The organism is Mesorhizobium sp. M0296, from assembly GCF_040321675.1.
Taxonomy (GTDB): domain Bacteria; phylum Pseudomonadota; class Alphaproteobacteria; order Rhizobiales; family Rhizobiaceae; genus Mesorhizobium.
On the sequence record NZ_JAMYRZ010000046.1, the window covers coordinates 28,169 to 43,581 of the forward strand.

General features: G+C 59.0%; 15 protein-coding genes and 1 pseudogene. 9 read left to right on the forward strand and 7 right to left on the reverse strand.

What is annotated here, in order from left to right; translation table 11 throughout:
* Nucleotides 1–909 (forward strand): ribokinase, encoded by a 909-nt coding sequence (locus tag NKI97_RS30165; protein WP_352838017.1) that lies wholly within the window; start codon nucleotides 1–3, stop codon nucleotides 907–909.
* Nucleotides 906–1,736, forward strand: coding sequence for a BtpA/SgcQ family protein (locus NKI97_RS30170; protein WP_352838018.1), 831 nt, complete (start codon nucleotides 906–908; stop codon nucleotides 1,734–1,736). The genes NKI97_RS30165 and NKI97_RS30170 overlap by 4 nt, the downstream gene beginning before the upstream one ends.
* Before the next feature lie 216 nt (nucleotides 1,737–1,952).
* On the opposite strand, the gene NKI97_RS30175 is transcribed toward NKI97_RS30170, so the two are convergent.
* Nucleotides 1,953–2,153, reverse strand: coding sequence for a PIN domain-containing protein (locus NKI97_RS30175; RefSeq protein ID WP_352838020.1), 201 nt, complete (start codon nucleotides 2,151–2,153; stop codon nucleotides 1,953–1,955).
* Nucleotides 2,150–2,395, reverse strand: coding sequence for a type II toxin-antitoxin system Phd/YefM family antitoxin (locus NKI97_RS30180; protein WP_352838022.1), 246 nt, complete (start codon nucleotides 2,393–2,395; stop codon nucleotides 2,150–2,152). The genes NKI97_RS30175 and NKI97_RS30180 overlap by 4 nt, the downstream gene beginning before the upstream one ends.
* A gap of 115 nt (nucleotides 2,396–2,510) precedes the next feature.
* Between NKI97_RS30180 and NKI97_RS30185 the strand changes: the two genes are divergently transcribed.
* Nucleotides 2,511–2,822 carry a hypothetical protein gene (locus NKI97_RS30185; protein WP_352838024.1) on the forward strand — a complete coding sequence of 104 codons (312 nt, stop codon included), beginning with the start codon at nucleotides 2,511–2,513 and terminating at the stop codon, nucleotides 2,820–2,822.
* A 608-nt stretch (nucleotides 2,823–3,430) separates the two neighbouring features.
* On the opposite strand, the gene NKI97_RS30190 is transcribed toward NKI97_RS30185, so the two are convergent.
* On the reverse strand, nucleotides 3,431–3,727 hold the full coding sequence (locus NKI97_RS30190) for a hypothetical protein (protein WP_352838025.1): 297 nt from the start codon (nucleotides 3,725–3,727) through the stop codon (nucleotides 3,431–3,433).
* Nucleotides 3,728–4,126: 399 nt separating this feature from the next.
* Here NKI97_RS30190 and NKI97_RS30195 point away from each other — a divergent pair, with 399 nt between their 5' ends.
* Entirely contained in the window at nucleotides 4,127–4,519 is a 393-nt protein-coding gene (locus NKI97_RS30195; RefSeq protein ID WP_031212493.1) for a hypothetical protein, read from the forward strand.
* A gap of 57 nt (nucleotides 4,520–4,576) precedes the next feature.
* Here NKI97_RS30195 and NKI97_RS30200 read toward each other — a convergent pair whose 3' ends face one another.
* Nucleotides 4,577–6,118, reverse strand: coding sequence for a caspase family protein (locus NKI97_RS30200; protein ID WP_051406215.1), 1,542 nt, complete (start codon nucleotides 6,116–6,118; stop codon nucleotides 4,577–4,579).
* A gap of 209 nt (nucleotides 6,119–6,327) precedes the next feature.
* On the opposite strand from NKI97_RS30200, the gene NKI97_RS30205 reads away from it, so the two are divergent.
* From NKI97_RS30205 to NKI97_RS30215, 3 genes are all read left to right on the forward strand, one after another.
* Nucleotides 6,328–8,277, forward strand: coding sequence for an adenylate/guanylate cyclase domain-containing protein (locus NKI97_RS30205; protein ID WP_156937424.1), 1,950 nt, complete (start codon nucleotides 6,328–6,330; stop codon nucleotides 8,275–8,277).
* A 26-nt stretch (nucleotides 8,278–8,303) separates the two neighbouring features.
* Nucleotides 8,304–9,062 carry a hypothetical protein gene (locus NKI97_RS30210; RefSeq protein WP_352838027.1) on the forward strand — a complete coding sequence of 253 codons (759 nt, stop codon included), beginning with the start codon at nucleotides 8,304–8,306 and terminating at the stop codon, nucleotides 9,060–9,062.
* Nucleotides 9,063–9,519: 457 nt separating this feature from the next.
* Nucleotides 9,520–9,981 (forward strand): phasin, encoded by a 462-nt coding sequence (locus tag NKI97_RS30215; RefSeq protein WP_352616184.1) that lies wholly within the window; start codon nucleotides 9,520–9,522, stop codon nucleotides 9,979–9,981.
* Here NKI97_RS30215 and NKI97_RS30220 read toward each other — a convergent pair.
* Nucleotides 9,978–10,295 (reverse strand): hypothetical protein, encoded by a 318-nt coding sequence (locus NKI97_RS30220; protein WP_023679214.1) that lies wholly within the window; start codon nucleotides 10,293–10,295, stop codon nucleotides 9,978–9,980. The genes NKI97_RS30215 and NKI97_RS30220 overlap by 4 nt on opposite strands.
* A 366-nt stretch (nucleotides 10,296–10,661) precedes the next feature.
* On the opposite strand from NKI97_RS30220, the gene NKI97_RS30225 reads away from it, so the two are divergent.
* Both NKI97_RS30225 and NKI97_RS30230 read left to right on the forward strand, forming a co-directional pair.
* Nucleotides 10,662–11,801 carry an FIST N-terminal domain-containing protein gene (locus NKI97_RS30225; RefSeq protein WP_352838029.1) on the forward strand — a complete coding sequence of 380 codons (1,140 nt, stop codon included), beginning with the start codon at nucleotides 10,662–10,664 and terminating at the stop codon, nucleotides 11,799–11,801.
* 10 nt (nucleotides 11,802–11,811) lie between these two features.
* Nucleotides 11,812–13,152, forward strand: coding sequence for an ATP-binding response regulator (locus tag NKI97_RS30230; RefSeq protein WP_352838031.1), 1,341 nt, complete (start codon nucleotides 11,812–11,814; stop codon nucleotides 13,150–13,152).
* Nucleotides 13,153–13,864: 712 nt separating this feature from the next.
* Here the strand turns inward: NKI97_RS30230 and NKI97_RS30235 are convergent.
* Together NKI97_RS30235 and NKI97_RS30240 are read right to left on the reverse strand one after the other, a co-directional pair.
* The gene (locus NKI97_RS30235; protein WP_023679211.1) at nucleotides 13,865–14,548 is read right to left on the reverse strand and encodes a response regulator; all 684 of its coding nucleotides are present in this window, start codon (nucleotides 14,546–14,548) and stop codon (nucleotides 13,865–13,867) included.
* A gap of 719 nt (nucleotides 14,549–15,267) precedes the next feature.
* Nucleotides 15,268–15,413, reverse strand: a pseudogene (locus NKI97_RS30240) (S-(hydroxymethyl)glutathione synthase); the annotation flags it as partial.

The following is a 15,413-nucleotide window of genomic DNA, read 5'->3' on the forward strand; positions in this document are numbered from 1 at the left end:
ATGCATGTCCACGTCGTCGGCAATGCCTGCGTCGATACCGTGTTTCGCGTCGGCCGCTTCCCTGACGTGGGCGAGACTTTGAATGCCGTGAGCTATGCCGACGGGCTCGGCGGCAAGGGCGCCAACCAGGCGGTCGCAGCAGCACGGACTGGTGCAGAGGTGACGTTCTGGACGGCGCTCGGCAAGGACCCCGCTGGCGCGTGGATCAGGAGCCGCCTCGACAGCGAGCTGTCAGACCTTGAGGTGAGCGAATTCGAGCTGCCGAGCGACCGCTCGACCATCGTCGTCGATAAAGGCGGAGAGAATTTCATTGTCAGCGGCGTCGCCTGCAGCGAGGCATTCGATCCGGTGACGCAGACAGCACTTGTCCGCTGGATCGCCCCCGGTGACATCCTCGTCTGCCAGGGAAATTTGCGGACTGCCGTGACCAATGCCTGCCTCAGAGCAGCAAAGGAAAACGGTGCGCGCACCGTTCTCAACGCCAGCCCGATCGACACGGCCTCGCTACCCGATCTCGGCCTGGCGGAGGTTCTGGTGGTCAACCAATCCGAAGCGCAAATCTTGACCGGCCGGGATGACATAACAGCAGCCGCTGGCGCGCTGGTGGCCAAAGGCGCAGGCACCGTCGTCATCACCCTCGGTGCCGCAGGCTGTATCGTGCTTGGCACGGACCGGACGGAACCGCTTCGCTTGCTGGTGCCGCGAGTCGAAGCGCTCGACACCAGCGGCGCGGGCGATGTGTTCTGCGGCTGTCTGGCCGGTGGGCTTGCCCGGGGCATGCCGGTCATCTCGGCGCTGAAGCTGGCGCTCGCCGCCGCCGCAATCGCCGTGACACGGCCGGGCACGCTGGCATCCTGTCCTTCCGCCTCCGAGATGGCGGCGCTCATCGATCAAATGGAGCTCTCATGACCCAGCTCGGCCAATCTGGCGGCGACGCGCTCGTGGACCTTTTCGGCCGCACAAAGGTGGTGATCGGCGTCGTTCATCTGGCGCCGCTGCCCGGCGCGCCGCGCTATGACGGCGAGGCTATCGAGGCGATCTACCAGCGCGGGCTCGACGACGCCAAGGCCTATCTCGACGGCGGCTGCGACGGCGTCATCGTCGAGAACCATGGCGACATCCCCTTCGCCAAGCCTAACGATATCGGCCCGGAGACGGCGGCCTATATGGCGGTCGTTTCCGACCGCATCCGCCGCGAACTCGGCAGGCCGATCGGCATCAATGTGCTGGCCAATGCCGCGATCCCGGCCTTGGCGATCGCCAGCGCAGCCGGCGCCGGCTTCGTCCGCGTCAACCAATGGGCGAACGCCTACGTCGCCAATGAGGGCTTTGTCGAAGGCGAATCGGGCCGCGCGGCACGCTACCGCGCCAGGCTGCGCGCCAACGGCATCCGCATTTTCGCCGATGCCCATGTCAAGCACGGCGCACACGCCATCGTCGCCGACCGCCCGGTGGAGGAACTGGTCAAGGACCTGGTCTTCTTCGACGCCGACGCCATCATCGCCACTGGCCAGCGCACCGGCCACGCCGCGGATTTGGGTTACATAAGTATGATCAAGCAGGCCGCCGGCCTGCCGACGCTGGTCGGCAGCGGTGTCACGCCGGATAACGCCAATGATATCCTTGCCATTGTCGACGGGGTCATCATCGCCAGCGCGCTGAAGCACGACGGCGTCTGGTGGAACCAAGTCGACTCTGCTCGAGTAAAGGCTTTCATGGGTGGTCTGAAGCGATAGCTGACTACCCTACCAAGGGGCTTGCGGTCCAGCTGATCAGAGACGACGGACGGGCGCAGGATACCGCGCGACCCGATCGTCGACGGTCAGCAAAGTAATGCCTTCCACAATTGATTGAGCAATCAGGATCCGATCGAAGGGGGTCCTTGTGGATGGGTGGAAGCCCCTCCACCGCAATGGCGTGCTCGCCGGTGATTGGCTGCTCATGATTGTCGATCAGACCCCGACGGAAAGACGCGCATCGACCTTCAAGTCAAGGCGGCCCAGACCGCGTTTAATGGCAATCTCCCAGGGAGTTGCGGCGCTGAACGTCAAGTGGTTATCGGCATTCTCGATCTCAGCGAGGGCTGCGGGCGGGAGCTTTTCGGGCTCGCCCGCCGCCCAGAGCAGAAGGTGGGTATCGAGAAGAAGTTTCATGCATCGCCGCCAAACAGCTTCTCGATTTCGTCATCGGCCATGCGATCAAAATCGTCCGGAACTGCAAACCGCCCGGCCATAAACCCCACCCGACGCATTTCGCCGGCCGCAGGTGCGTCTATGGCAACGACCTTGACCATCGGCTTGCCGGATTTGGCGATAATGAAGGATTCGCCTTTGGCCGCCCTGTCGACAAGACGAGACAGATGCGTCTTGGCCTCGTGGATATTGACGGTGCGCATTGCGGGCGTCTGACTTAGTCCATGCAACTTAGTCTACACGGCCCGATTTTCGAGCGTGTTTCAGTCAGTGAAGGTGAAGGATGCCGGATGCGGCTGATCCTTTCGGATCGGCCGCATGGCACGACTTCAACAAAGACGCGTAATCGATTGTCTGAACTGCATGTTTGTTGGAACTGCGTCTCACCTGATGTTGGCCGAACCTGTTGGTCCGCCATGCGATGTCGAGTTCACAGGAGCGATTTTTGCCGAGCAAATGCTCTACATTGCGCTAGGGGCCGAAAGTGAAACGTCCGCTTTTAGGGCGCTGCACCACGGCGGCGACGAGCCCGACACTGTACCGAAGGCGATCGACGCGACGAGCGCCAAGGGCCTTACCGGACTCTATGTTCCCTTCACGATTCTCGGTTTAGTCGGTCGGCGGGATTGAGCCGCGCTCTCGAGGGCCAGGGCCAACCGCTTCTCGTCTTCGATGGCGCGATCGACTGCCTCAATTTCCTCTTGGAGCACCTTCAGCTCGGCTCCGTAGCTGGAGCCGTCGCTGTCCCCGATCTGAAAGCCACTTGCCCGCATTGCGTCGCGAGTATGGTGCACGTTACGGACTCCTTCGCGCCGCGTCGCGACCAAGATTTCCCTAAACTCTCCAAGACGTTCAACGTGATTGCGAGCCATTGCGTTCTCCTATTTCGTCTTCATCGTCGCCGACGGCGATTCAGAACGGCTAAAACCTACGGAGATACTCTCGACAAAGCATGAGTGCGGAAGCTCAAATTTGAATGTCTTGCAATAGCGTGAAGCGCGGCAGGCAGAAATTGGCTTCGACCCGATCGATCTCAGACCAAATGCCAGACACTTTCGGCCAAGCGCGTCTGCGGCTCCCCCAACGGGGGGCCATCCGCTCATGTAATCAGTAAAAAGTCGAGTGCGAGAATGGCCCGGGCCATGGACGTCCCGCCATTCTGGAAAGCGCGTTGAGTAATGCTCCTCGACAAACAATCATGCTGGCACACTGGCGTCGAAGGTCCGAGGCGAGGCCGGCTAATTCGTGCCGTGTTCGCTGGAGGTATCACTCCTCTCTGAATCCTGCAGTGAGGCGTGGCGAAATCCGAACTCGCCCCGTAGATGCTTGACGTGGGCTTTCACCCCGGCCTGACCCATGGTCGCCGGCCGCTTTATGCCCTTCGGCGGTGGCCCGGCGTGCTCTTGGACACGCTTCCACAGCCGTTCGCGCATCTCCTGGTTCAAGGTGATGAAGGCCGAACCGGCATATTTTCCGGTACCGGGCTTCGCCAGCAAGGCGAATGCCGCCTTGCTCGGCTCGCGCTCGACGCCCAATAGTTCGTATTCCTGTGAAGCTCTTCGTCTTCAGCCAATTCGTCGTCGGGCCGCTTCGATACGGGCTGTCGGCGCGCTTCGAGACGATGCCCTCAAGGCCCGCTTGGTCGGCAAGATAGGCGGCGGTAAGTGCAATGAGGCTCGCAATCCAAACACCGCGCATCACACGCTCGGGCGGCCTGCGCATTGTAAACACTGAGAACGCGTTGGCTTAAGCGCAAATCCTAGGGAACATGCCAGAATGTGCGGCTTCGCTCAACTTGAGCAAATGTCCCCAACGACATCTAGGACGCGCTGATTTCCGCTTCTTGAAAGCTTGTTATCATGATAATTTTCAGTCTCCTCGCTTAAGAATATATAGACATGTCAGTCAAACCGGCGGGGGATGGGGAGGATAGGATGAAACTGTTATCGCTTGTTGTCGCAGCTACGTTTTCACTTGCTATGTCCGCTTGGGCCGAGGATCTACCAAGTAGCGCGAAAAAAGCATCGATGGAAGAATTTAAGACTTTTGCTAATGGGAAAAAGGTAAATGTAATTATATACGACGCTGGAGCTGCCATAACTGCCACTCTTGTCTGGAACTGGAAGAAAAAACAGATCATTGGCGAAGCTTTGGTGAACAACAAAACTAAGATAAAGGTCAAAGTTCCCTTGACTTTCGACGGTGACAAGGCCTGTTCACAAGACCAAGGTAAACCAGTTTGTCATCTTATCTACATTGACAACGACAAATTTTACGAGGTGCGCGACGACGGCAAAGTCCACGCGACTTCGACGTTGGTTCAATGAGACGGACCACGTCCGAATGGTTTGGTCAGCGTTTGCACGGACCCGCAAATGCCGGCCCTATTCAGTACGCTTGTCAAGTCTTACGACACCTGCACACTCGCCTCCGACTCGAGAAAACTCACCGCTGCCTTTCGCACCTTGAAGCCTGCCGATGATATGGTTTTGCCTTGGCGCACCATCGTCATCGACGAAACTTAAATAGATGTCGAATGCCCCGTCGGCGGTGATTGTTCCGGCCAAAGGCACCATCGCGGAAATTTCCGTTCCATCGATAAAGATTGTCGTTGACTGTTCAGTGTAATCGCAGGCGGAATTACCTGCGCGCCGCGTCAGTGCCCACGCGCCATCAAAAGCCTTTACCTTGACCGGAGCGCAGACACGTTCTGGGATATTCTTGATTGCGCGCAACACCTCTTTCGTCGGCTCCAGGCTGGCAAGCTTCAATCCCCGCTGCTCGGCAAAGGCTTGAAGAGCTTTCCGACTTCCCGGTCCCCATTTGCCGTCTGCCTGTCCGACAAGGCAGCCGACTCGCGTTAGCTCTGTTTGCGTTGCCTTTGTCAACGCGCGCGGATCAGCCAAAGCTTGCGTCACATCTAAATCAGGATGAGCTTCTGCAACCTCCACGCCCTCGATGGAAATCGAGGGGGCTTTGCCACGATCTGTTGCTGCCTGTTCGATCTCGTCGATCTTCAAGCTGGCTAACGCCGCAAAGGCGCCGCTTGGATACTGTCTGAGATAGGCCTCAAAGAAGCGCTTGTCCGTTTTTTCCTTGATGGTCTCCCAATAGGCGACTTCTACGTCCCCTCCTTTCGCACCCGCCGTGACAGCGGTGTTTCCGGACAACGGTTGCAAAATGACGTCGCCCGTCAGCGAGGAGTTGTCCCATGGCACTTGCTTGCCGTCGGTTGCTTCAAGCACATCCCTACGGACGTTGATGAGGTCGCGGGAGATGTCCTGGCCAGGCGTACCAAGATTCTTTAGCAGCGCAGATGTGAACGGCGAGTTCCTTCCCTCGCCGTCCAGCGCAACGTTCCCGGGCTGCGTTGCAAAGGCTATGAGCGATCCAACGCCCGTGCCTAGCTTTGCCAAGCCCCGACCGACCGACCCTGATCGCGTACCCATCGAGCGCCCAAGGTTCTGTGAGAAAGGACTGTCCCGGCAAGCATCCAAAAATACCAGGTTGACCTTCGTGGTTCGCTCCATGGCCGACAAGACGAGGTCCATGGGCACGGCTTCGAAGTCGAGGTCGTTATATGTGGATAGCCGCGCATCAACGGGAGCCATGTAGTTGGTGCCGTTCACCTGGACGCCATGGCCGGCATAGAAGAGAAGCGCCATGTCGGCACCATCCAGCTTGCCGATGAAATCTCGAACCGTGCCGCGCATCCCGCTCAGATCGAGGTCCTCGCCTGCAACCACCTCAAAGCCCAACGCCTGCAGTTTTGCGGTCATATCCACCGCATCATTTTTTGGATTGGAAAGTGGAACCGCGTATCTATAGGCAGAATTACCGATGACCAGCGCGACGCGCCGTTCTGCCCACGCTTGGGCGCTCAGCGAAACTAGAAGAAGCGCAATGGCGAAGCGAAGCGCCATCATGGCTGTATATCCTTAGTCTCAGCTCATGCAGCGGATTCACCAGTCGATGGACAGGATAAAACCGGAGCAGTCTTGCGAGACTGAGCCCGGTGCTTCGCAGTGTCAAGTCCAGCGGATCTAGCGAAGGGCCCACCGCTAGCCCACAGTTCGTCAGCGGTCTATGCTGTGTAGATTCACGCCGATAGACACCGAAACGAATTGCACGCAGCTTGGCCGTCTTCACGCCGATCGGAATGGTTCAAAAAGGGCGCCTTCTCGCGTCGCTCGGATTCTTTTTCATTCTGGGCGCCTGCATTGCCACATTCTCTCCCTCAGGCGAGAAACTGCTGCGCGACGTCTTGATGACGACCATCTCGCCCTTCGTCGCGCCCCCGACAGACATCGTGATCGTAACGATCACAGAGCAGACATTGGAAAGGTTTCCCTATAGATCGCCGCTGGATAGGGGTGCCTTGGCCGACCTTGTGCAGAGAATCGATAAGGCTCATCCGAGAACAATAGGCATTGACTTGCTTTTCGATCAGCCAACCGAGGCAGAAAAGGATCGGCGCCTAGCTGAGGTTATCGAGGCGGCCGAAAGTCCGGTAATTGTCGCATCTGCATCACACGACGACGACCTTACCGACAAGCAACTGTCGTATCTTAGTCGCTTCGCGCCAAGCGCCATCCGCGGACTGGCCGCCCTGTCTCATGATAGGGTCGACGCGGTTGTGCGGGAAGAATTTCCAGGGCGCGTGGTGAATGGCAACTGGCAACCTAGCTTTGCATCAGCGCTCGCGCAGACCGCCGGCATATCGGCATCGCAAGCTGCGGAGAAGATGGTCTACTATCGGGCTACAGGCATTCATCCGGCACGATGGACAATATATCCGGCACACGCCGCCGCTTTCGCGCCCCCGGCCTGGTTCGCCGGGAAGTTCGTTTTGATCGGCGTCGACCTCCCGCTGCAGGATCGTCATGCAACCCCCTTTGCCGTGCTGAACGGCTCTGTTGCCGGAGCGCTGCCGGGTGTGGTTATTCATGCCAATGCGCTGGCGAGATTGATCAAGGGCGACAAAATCATTACGCCAGGGGCGGTGGCGGCGTTTGGGCCCTTCGTTCTCGCGACGGCGCTCTGCATCTGGGTCGCTTGGCTCCGCATATCAGTGCTGGTGAAACCTATGGTCATCATCGGCGCAGTCGTTTCGGTTTTGATCTTAGAAGCAACCGCGTTTGCCAAGGCCGGGATTCTGTTACCAATGGTCGCGCCGTCGATGCTGCTGCTAGGGCTCTCCGGATTCGTCGCAATTCTGGCATGGCACCGGGACTCGAAAGAAAGGCGTTTCGTCCAGAACGCGTTCTCTCAGTATCTCAGCCCGGCAGTCGTGGCAGAGCTAGTCAGCAAGCCGGCGTCACTGCGCCTCGGCGGATCCGAACGCTTGATAACGTGCGTGTTCACCGACCTTGAGGGGTTCACCAGTTTGGGCGAACGGACGGAACCAGAGGTATTTGCTGCGGTTCTGAATGAATACCTCGATGCGGTTTGTGGTCTCTTCATTGAACATGGAGCCACGATAGACAAACTGATAGGCGATGCAGTCATTGGTTTTTTTGGTGCACCGGGTGTGCAGGAGGACCAAGCCGAAAGGGCCCTAAAACTAACGCTCGCTACCGTCGCGATGTCTCGAAGATTTCGGACAGATGTAAAGTCTAGAGGCCACGACGTTGGCGTCACTCGTATCGGCGTCCATCGAGGACCTGCAGTTGTCGGAAATTTTGGGGGCAATCGATTCTTCAACTACACGGCCATGGGCGATACGGTGAACACCGCTGCCAGGCTCGAAGGCGCGAACAAGTTTCTAGGTACCATGAACTGCATCAGCGAGGAGGTGGCGAACTCTTCCGATGACTACCTGCTTCGGCCATCCGGTGTGTTGTGTCTGAAAGGCAAGACTGAGTGGATCTCAGCCTTCGAGTTGCTGGAGGACGGGCGTATGAATCGCGAGATGGTGGAGGCTTACTCGCAAGCTTATTTGCTGATGTCCGCGCGTGACAAGACTGCCGCTGCTGCCTTTGCATCGCTGGCCATTCAATATCCCAACGATGGCCTCGTTGCTTATCACCTTGGAAGACTGAAGCAGGGTGAGGCTGGCGATAGGATCTATCTTGAAGGCAAGTAAAACAAGCGTATGGTTGAACGTGCGTCATGTATCGGCAACCCAAAATCATTTTCCTACTGGCTGCGGCCATCGCAGCAGTTGGTTCTTGCTCGAGCGCTCTTGCGGCCAGCGAGTATGTCGTTGTCGCTGTCGATCCTCCCGCGGACAGCCCTCAGCTCGGCAAACTGTTCAGACTGGGCGACCTCGTGCATATCGAGGGTGGATCGACTGTCACTTTGATGGGTGACGATGGCTCGGTCACTGCGTTGCCGGGACCTGCGGATGTTGTGGTGACTGACGACGCATCGGGTTCTGGAACAACCTCTAACGGGGCGGCGGGCGCTTCTTCGAGTTTGACTGCGATTTCGGATCTATTGGGGAATGCCGCTGGTCAGCTCCAAACCATAGGTGGGTCTCGTGGCGTTTCCGACACGACGGCCGCCACCTTGGAACCTTGGATGGTGCCGGTCGAAAATCGTCTGACAGGCTGCGTTTATGACCTCAAACTGGAGCTTTGGCGCCCACCGGGGCACAGGGCGGATGTTTCGGTTGCCTATAATGAAGAGTCGCTGGCGACAAGCTTGGTCTGGGACAAGGACACCCCAATTTTGGCAATTCCCGGAAACGTGCCACCGGATCTTCGATCCGTTGAGTTGGTGATCGACGATGAGTCGGTTCGAATGCCTATCGTGCATTTGCCCACCGGCCTCAGCCCGTCGGATCATGTGGGACTGTATGCCTGGATGATAGAAAGCGGTTGTCTTCTTCAGGCATCCGCACTGATCCGGAACTTGGCTAACCGATAGACCACCAGGGGTGGTCACTTCACGGCGCACTGGAAGCGGTAGAGGCGCGCCTTCGCGTCAACCACCGCCATATCGAGGCAACTTCTCGATGGCGCGCTAAGGAAAGCGATCACCTTGTGCCCAGCGGGTACGCCGACTGAAAGTTTGCGGCGCACGAATTTAACGCTTTCGTTGACGTAGACTTGGACGGTTGCCGAATAGCGGCTGAAGTAGATACCCAGGTGGCAAAACGTCGTGCTCTGTTGCGAGGCTATGCTGGATCAGGTGGTCCGTCCAGAAGAGTTCTTCCTGCAGAACCGGCGATCTCGAGATGCCACCGACCCTCCGCATGCCCCCTCGGAACGCTGGAAGAGGGATGGTGCGTCGCACAAAAATATTGCAATGCACTATAAATGCCGTAACGTCAGTTTCGTAAGTGAACGAGACGGCTTTTGTGAAAGGCCGTCCACCGGAAAGGATGGAAACTATGGCCAAGACCGCTGACACCGTTGAAAATACCTCATTCCCCACCTTCGACGCGTCGAAGGCTGCCGACCAGGTCCGCGCTGTCGCCGAAAAGGGCGTCGAGCAGTCGAAAGAAGCCTATGCGAAATTTGCGTCAGGCACCGAGACGACCCAGAAGGCTCTGCAGTCGAGCTTCGAAACCGCCAAGACCGTCGGCAACGAGTTGTCGCTGAAGACAATTGCTGCTCTGCGCGCCAATGCCGAAGCCGGCTTCTCGCACCTCGAAGCCCTGGTTGCCGTGAAGTCGCCGTCCGAGTTCATCGAACTCCAGACTGCCTTCTTGCGCACGCAGCTCGAAAAGACCGTCGAGCAGGCCAAGGAATTTCAGGCCGTGACGACCAAGGCTGCCGAAGATGTATCGAGGCCGATCAAGGATGTCGTTGAAAAGGCGATGAAAGATCTCAAAGTCGCCTAATTGAGTCTAAGCGATCGGAAATAACCGCGAAACAACACCTTCTCCAGCCGGTCTTTTTCCTTTTGGCTGGATGCTCTTTGGTGCCTGCGTTGCCATGGCGGTGCGGGCATAGCTCTCTCGGCTGCGATCATCCGCACAATCTGACGGCGGCGAGCGACGAGCCCGGCCAGGGCCTCGGCTTCGGTGCCGCGCAACGGGCACTTGCCGCTTGCTCGACCCAACGAAGGCAGCGTTACAGCAGCATCGGTGGTGTCGGTCCTGGCCCGCTTGCCGAGCGCATTGGCGTAGGCTGTCACCTGCCCCGGATTGACCACGACAACCGCCAGGCTAGACTGGCACCCTGTCCAAAGCGGCAACCGCTAAGCGCGATATCCTGCCCCATTCTTGGCACGTCGAGCCTGCCAGCCGTGATCCGTGGACATTCGCCTGCGGCAAATTCAGCTGGGCCTTCGTTGCACGGATGGCGGTGCGATGCGGCCTTTCGTCTGTGAGTGGCTGCGCGGACGCCGTCAAACGGCAGAAACTTCAAATCCATCATGTTGGCTCATTGCCAAAGCACCGCTTCAAGACAACAATGACCTCGACGCCGGCGCGCCAGACGCGCACAAAAAAAGCGTCGGAGGAAATGGAGGAGGAAGCCGCTGGCCAAGTCACGGACGCGCTATGCATGCGGCCTTTCGGTGCTCACCACCGACGAATCTGACGCGGATGCGTTCGCCCGGGCGGTGGCAGCGGAAGCAGCGGCCATTGACGCCGGGTTTGCCCTCCTGTTTTTCTCGCAGAGCCTCATAGAGGCCGTCGCCCTGTCGGAAGCGCTGAAGAGCCACGCGCCGGCGCTCCACTATGCCGGCTGCTCGACGGCCGGTGAGATAACGCCCAAAGGGCTGGAGGAAGGCCAGATCCTGGCTATGCTGCTTCCCTCCGCATCGTTTTCGGCAGCCAGCACCATGATCGAAAATCTGTCCTCATCGGGCATGGACGGGATTACCGGCGAAGTCGAGGCGCTGAGGCGTTCGTTACACGAGCGCCTCGGGCACGAGCGAGCCGACACCACTTTCGCGCTCTGCTTGATCGACGGCCTGTCCTATGCCGAAGAAGCGGTGACATCCGCCATCCATTGGGGCCTCGACGACATCCCACTGATCGGCGGGTCGGCTGGCGATGATTTGAAATTCGAGACAACGCGGCTGATCTCGAACGGCAAAGTGACCTCCGACAGCGCCATCATCGTGCTGGTCACCACGGAAATTCCTTTCCACGTGTTCAAAACCGACAATTTCGTTCCCACCGACGAGAAGCTGGTGGTGACGGCATCCGATCCCGACCACCGCATCGTGCGCGAATTCAACGCCACCATTGCCGCCGAGGAATATGCCGCCTCGGTCGGCGTCGTCGCGCAGATGCTGACGCCACTGAGTTTTGCCTCACACCCGGTGGTGGTGAAAGTCGGCGGCGAATTTTACTGCCGTTCAATCCAGAAGATGCACGCGGACGGCTCGCTGTCGTTCTTCTGCGCCATCGACGATGGTGTCGTGCTTGCCGTCGCCCAGCCTAAGGACATGGTCGAGGCGACCCGCGCCGCGCTCAGCGACGTCAGCGAAAGGCTTGGCGGCATTGACCTGATCCTCGGTTTCGACTGCGTGCTGCGCCGGCTCGACGCGCGCAATCGGCAGGTCTATCGCGAGATTTCGGAACTCTACAAGGTCAACAACGTCCTCGGCTTCGGCACCTATGGCGAACAGTACCGTTCGATGCATCTGAACCAGACCTTCACCGGCATCGCCTTCGGCGAACGCAAGGCGGCCGAAGCGGCGGAGTAGGAAATCCGGGATGCCGCTCAGGAACATCGACGACCTGGAAAGGCTGAAGAAGATCAACGCCGCGCTGATCAGCCGCGTCGAGCGTTCCATGGACCAGCAAGGCAATGCCTTTTCGCTGTTCCAGACCGCCATTTCGCTTGAGAGCCGGGTGCGCAGCCGCACCGAAGAGCTGCATTCGACCTTGCGCCGGCTGGAGCAGTCGAACATCGACTTGAACGCAGCCAAGGAAAACGCCGAGCTGGCGAACCTGTCCAAGACCAGATTCCTGGCGGCCGCCAGCCATGACGTGCTGCAGCCGCTGAACGCCGCGCATCTGTCGGTCTCGGCGCTTGCCGAAGTACAGACCAGCGAGGAAGGCAGAAAGCTGGTCCGCCAGGTCGAGCGATCGCTGGAGACGATGGAGGACCTGCTCCGCACCTTGCTCGACATTTCCAAGCTCGATGCCGGCGTCGTGCAGCCCGACATCACCGATGTCAGCCTGGAGACGCTGTTTTCGTCTCTGCGCTCGGATTTTCAGCCGGTCGCGGAGATGAAGGGGCTGACGCTGAAGTTCCGGCCGGTCGATGCGCTCGTTCGTTCGGACCGAACCTTGCTGCGCCGCATCCTGCAGAACATCCTGTCCAATGCACTGCGCTATACCCGCTCGGGCGGCGTGTTGGTCGGCACCAGGCATCGCGGCGACACGATCCGCATCGACGTCGCCGATACCGGCTGCGGCATCCCCGACGACCAGCGCGAGGCGGTGTTCGAGGAATTCCATCGCGGCGTGATCCCGACGGATGCCGGGCTTGCCGCCGGCGGGCTGGGGTTGGGGCTGGCCATCGTGCGCCGCATCGCCGCGGCCCTCGGCCATCCCGTCACGTTTTCGTCGAAGGTCGGACATGGCACGATTTTCCATATCGACGTTCCGGTCGGGATCGGCGACACGGCCGATCCAATCGCCAGCACCGTCGACATGGAGCGGCCGCGCGGCTACGGTCTGTTCGGCACAAGGGTGCTGCTGGTCGAGAACGACATCGACGTGCTGCAGGCGATGACCTCCCTGCTCGAGCGCTGGCAATGCCTGGTGCGCCCCGCCACCTCGACCGGTGACGCGCTCGACTTGCTTGGCGATACCGACTGGTTGCCAGATATTGTCATAGCCGACCAGCATCTCGACGGCGGCGACCTCGGCACCACCACAATCGCCGAGGTCCGTGATTATCTCGGTCGCGCCGTGCCGGCGCTCATCGTCACCGCCGACGGCTCGGAAAGTGTCGCCAAGGCCGCCCGCGCCGCCAGCATCGAGCTGATGCGCAAGCCGCTGAAACCAGCGCAACTGAGGGCGTTGCTGGCACATCTGCTGGCTTGAACGGTCGTATCTTCCCAGCACACGGGTAACCGTGTTCCAGCCATTACTTGTGCCTAGGCGGTAATTCATATGAAGCAGATTCACTTCTTCGCGCTAAAGGACGATCTTCTTCCCGTATTGGAGGCAGTAGAACGTGAAATTTCGATAAAATACATCCTCATGGTCATTTTCCCAAGATGGAATTCGACTCTTTTAGCAATAGAATGCAAATTCCAACTCTTGGGCAATCAACCACTGAATCGGCTTCTAGCGGTCGATCATTTCTTGTCACTGGCCACGCTGTGCCCATTGAGGTGAGGCCGATAAAAACACCTTCCGGCATCCGGTATTCGCTAGATCAGCTTAGCAATCCGGACACAGTAACTTTTTCCCCTGGTGGGCGATGTGCTGAAGATGTTGTGATAAATGGCCGCGTGGCAACGGTCTCCGACACGCCGCTCGCTCAGGAGCTAATGAAGACTTTTAATAGAGCATTCAAAGAGCAATTTAGTAAAATTAAAGCATTCTACGTTGGACCCGGGGCCGCCATTTTACTAGACGAGGGAAAGCGGCTAACTGCTGCAGAGCAATCGCCGCGTGAATTTGATCTGACTAGAGAGCCGCGGGTTGCTTAGCTGGTGTCAGGAACGTGAGAGCCGTCGCTAGTCTAGTCCGATTGCGGTGACACGAGTGCGGTCGACTACGGTGACAGTGCGCTTTTTAGCGAGCGCTCTCAAAACCCCGCCGGATCGCGAAACAGCTCGGCATTGTCGAGCTTTGAGACCTCGATCACCGCCTGGGTGCGGCTGTAGACGTTGAGCTTGCGCAGGATTTCGGAGACATGCGCCTTGACGGTGGTCTCGCCGACCTGCAGCTCATAGGCGATCTGCTTGTTGAGCAGGCCCTGGCGCAGCATCTGCAGCACTTTGAGCTGCTGCGGCGTCAGCGTAGCCAGGCGCTGCACCATCTCGGCGCGGTCGGTGCTGTCGGCGTCGCGCGGCCGGCCTTCATAAGTCTCGGGAACATAGATCGCGCCTTCCATCACCGAGCGAATGGCGGCGGCAAGGTCGCTCTTGCGCGCCGATTTCGGGATGAAGCCGGCCGCACCGTAGGACAGCGCCTCGGAAATGATCTTCGGTTCCTCATAGCCGGAGACGATGACCACCGGCAGGCGCGGATAACGCGTCCTGAGCTGCAGCAGCCCGTCAAACCCATGCACGTCGGGCATGCTGAGATCGAGCAGCGCCAGGTCGAACGGCTTGGCATCGGTCAGAAGCTCGAGCGCCTCGGCAATCGAGCGTGCCTCGACCGTGTCGACTTCCGGATAGGCCATCTGCACGGCACTATGCAGCGCCTCGCGAAACAGCGGATGGTCGTCAATGATCAGGAACCTGGCGCGATCGGTCATCAGCTTCATTTCGGTTTGGTCTGGCCTAGAATAGTCCTGCAACCATGGCCAGCTTATTGGCAAATAGTACATTGCCATCTTGGCCGGCTAAAGCAGAATGTGCCCATGATTTCCGCGGCGCCACGCGGCAGATGTGGCTGTTCTGAAATGCAATGCCTTGCCCGGTGGCCCAAATCGGCCGAATGTGCCGGCGACGGATCCATTGAAACAGAGACAGGTCGTGATCGACTTCCGGCTTCGCGTGACAGCCAGTGACCGCCGGCTTTCGCACTGTTGCCGGTCGCCACACGACGCTTCCCCGACGCCCGCCTTGTTCGCAGCCGCACCGATGGTATCGGCTGGTCTGGGGTCGCGCTGGTATACGGGCTGGTTTCCTGGACAAAACGCAGCAAGCTGATGGTGCTGCCGTTCAAGCCCGCTAGGCGCTGGTAAGGAGCACCACCTTGCCGCCATCGCGCTTTGGGCGCGACTTTGCCTGCGATATCCAAGCTAGTCCACGATCTGGGCCGCGCCAAGCCAGAACCAACTGATCGCAGTCGCTGATCTTGAAGCTATACGACCCAGTTGGACCAATTTCAGCGTATTCCCCGTTGAGCCCAACGCCCCCTGAGGCTGACAGCACGTCGGCAATGACTTACGAAGCGTGTCCGTCTACGCGCTCGCCTGCGTTCGTTCCAACGCCTGGGACCGGGCGATTTCGTCCGGCCCCCAAAGTGTCTGATCAGTCGTTAGGCCGGCAACGCGCCGGATCTCTTGGCCGTCCAGGTGGCGATATAGTCCATCAGCCCGGGATTGAGGCAATCATAAGGTTCGAGCCCGATCGACTTCAGCTGTGACCTTATGCCGTCCATGCGGCTCGGATCGACACCGGACT

Coding starts and splice junctions, on each gene's coding strand:
- NKI97_RS30165 (WP_352838017.1), top strand. CDS start 1: ATGCATGTCCACGTCGTCGGCAATGCCTGCGTCGATACCGTGTTTCGC.
- NKI97_RS30170 (WP_352838018.1), top strand. CDS start 906: ATGACCCAGCTCGGCCAATCTGGCGGCGACGCGCTCGTGGACCTTTTC.
- NKI97_RS30175 (WP_352838020.1), bottom strand. CDS start 2,153: ATGAAACTTCTTCTCGATACCCACCTTCTGCTCTGGGCGGCGGGCGAG.
- NKI97_RS30180 (WP_352838022.1), bottom strand. CDS start 2,395: ATGCGCACCGTCAATATCCACGAGGCCAAGACGCATCTGTCTCGTCTT.
- NKI97_RS30185 (WP_352838024.1), top strand. CDS start 2,511: ATGGCACGACTTCAACAAAGACGCGTAATCGATTGTCTGAACTGCATG.
- NKI97_RS30195 (WP_031212493.1), top strand. CDS start 4,127: ATGAAACTGTTATCGCTTGTTGTCGCAGCTACGTTTTCACTTGCTATG.
- NKI97_RS30200 (WP_051406215.1), bottom strand. CDS start 6,118: ATGATGGCGCTTCGCTTCGCCATTGCGCTTCTTCTAGTTTCGCTGAGC.
- NKI97_RS30210 (WP_352838027.1), top strand. CDS start 8,304: ATGTATCGGCAACCCAAAATCATTTTCCTACTGGCTGCGGCCATCGCA.
- NKI97_RS30215 (WP_352616184.1), top strand. CDS start 9,520: ATGGAAACTATGGCCAAGACCGCTGACACCGTTGAAAATACCTCATTC.
- NKI97_RS30230 (WP_352838031.1), top strand. CDS start 11,812: ATGCCGCTCAGGAACATCGACGACCTGGAAAGGCTGAAGAAGATCAAC.
- NKI97_RS30235 (WP_023679211.1), bottom strand. CDS start 14,548: ATGAAGCTGATGACCGATCGCGCCAGGTTCCTGATCATTGACGACCAT.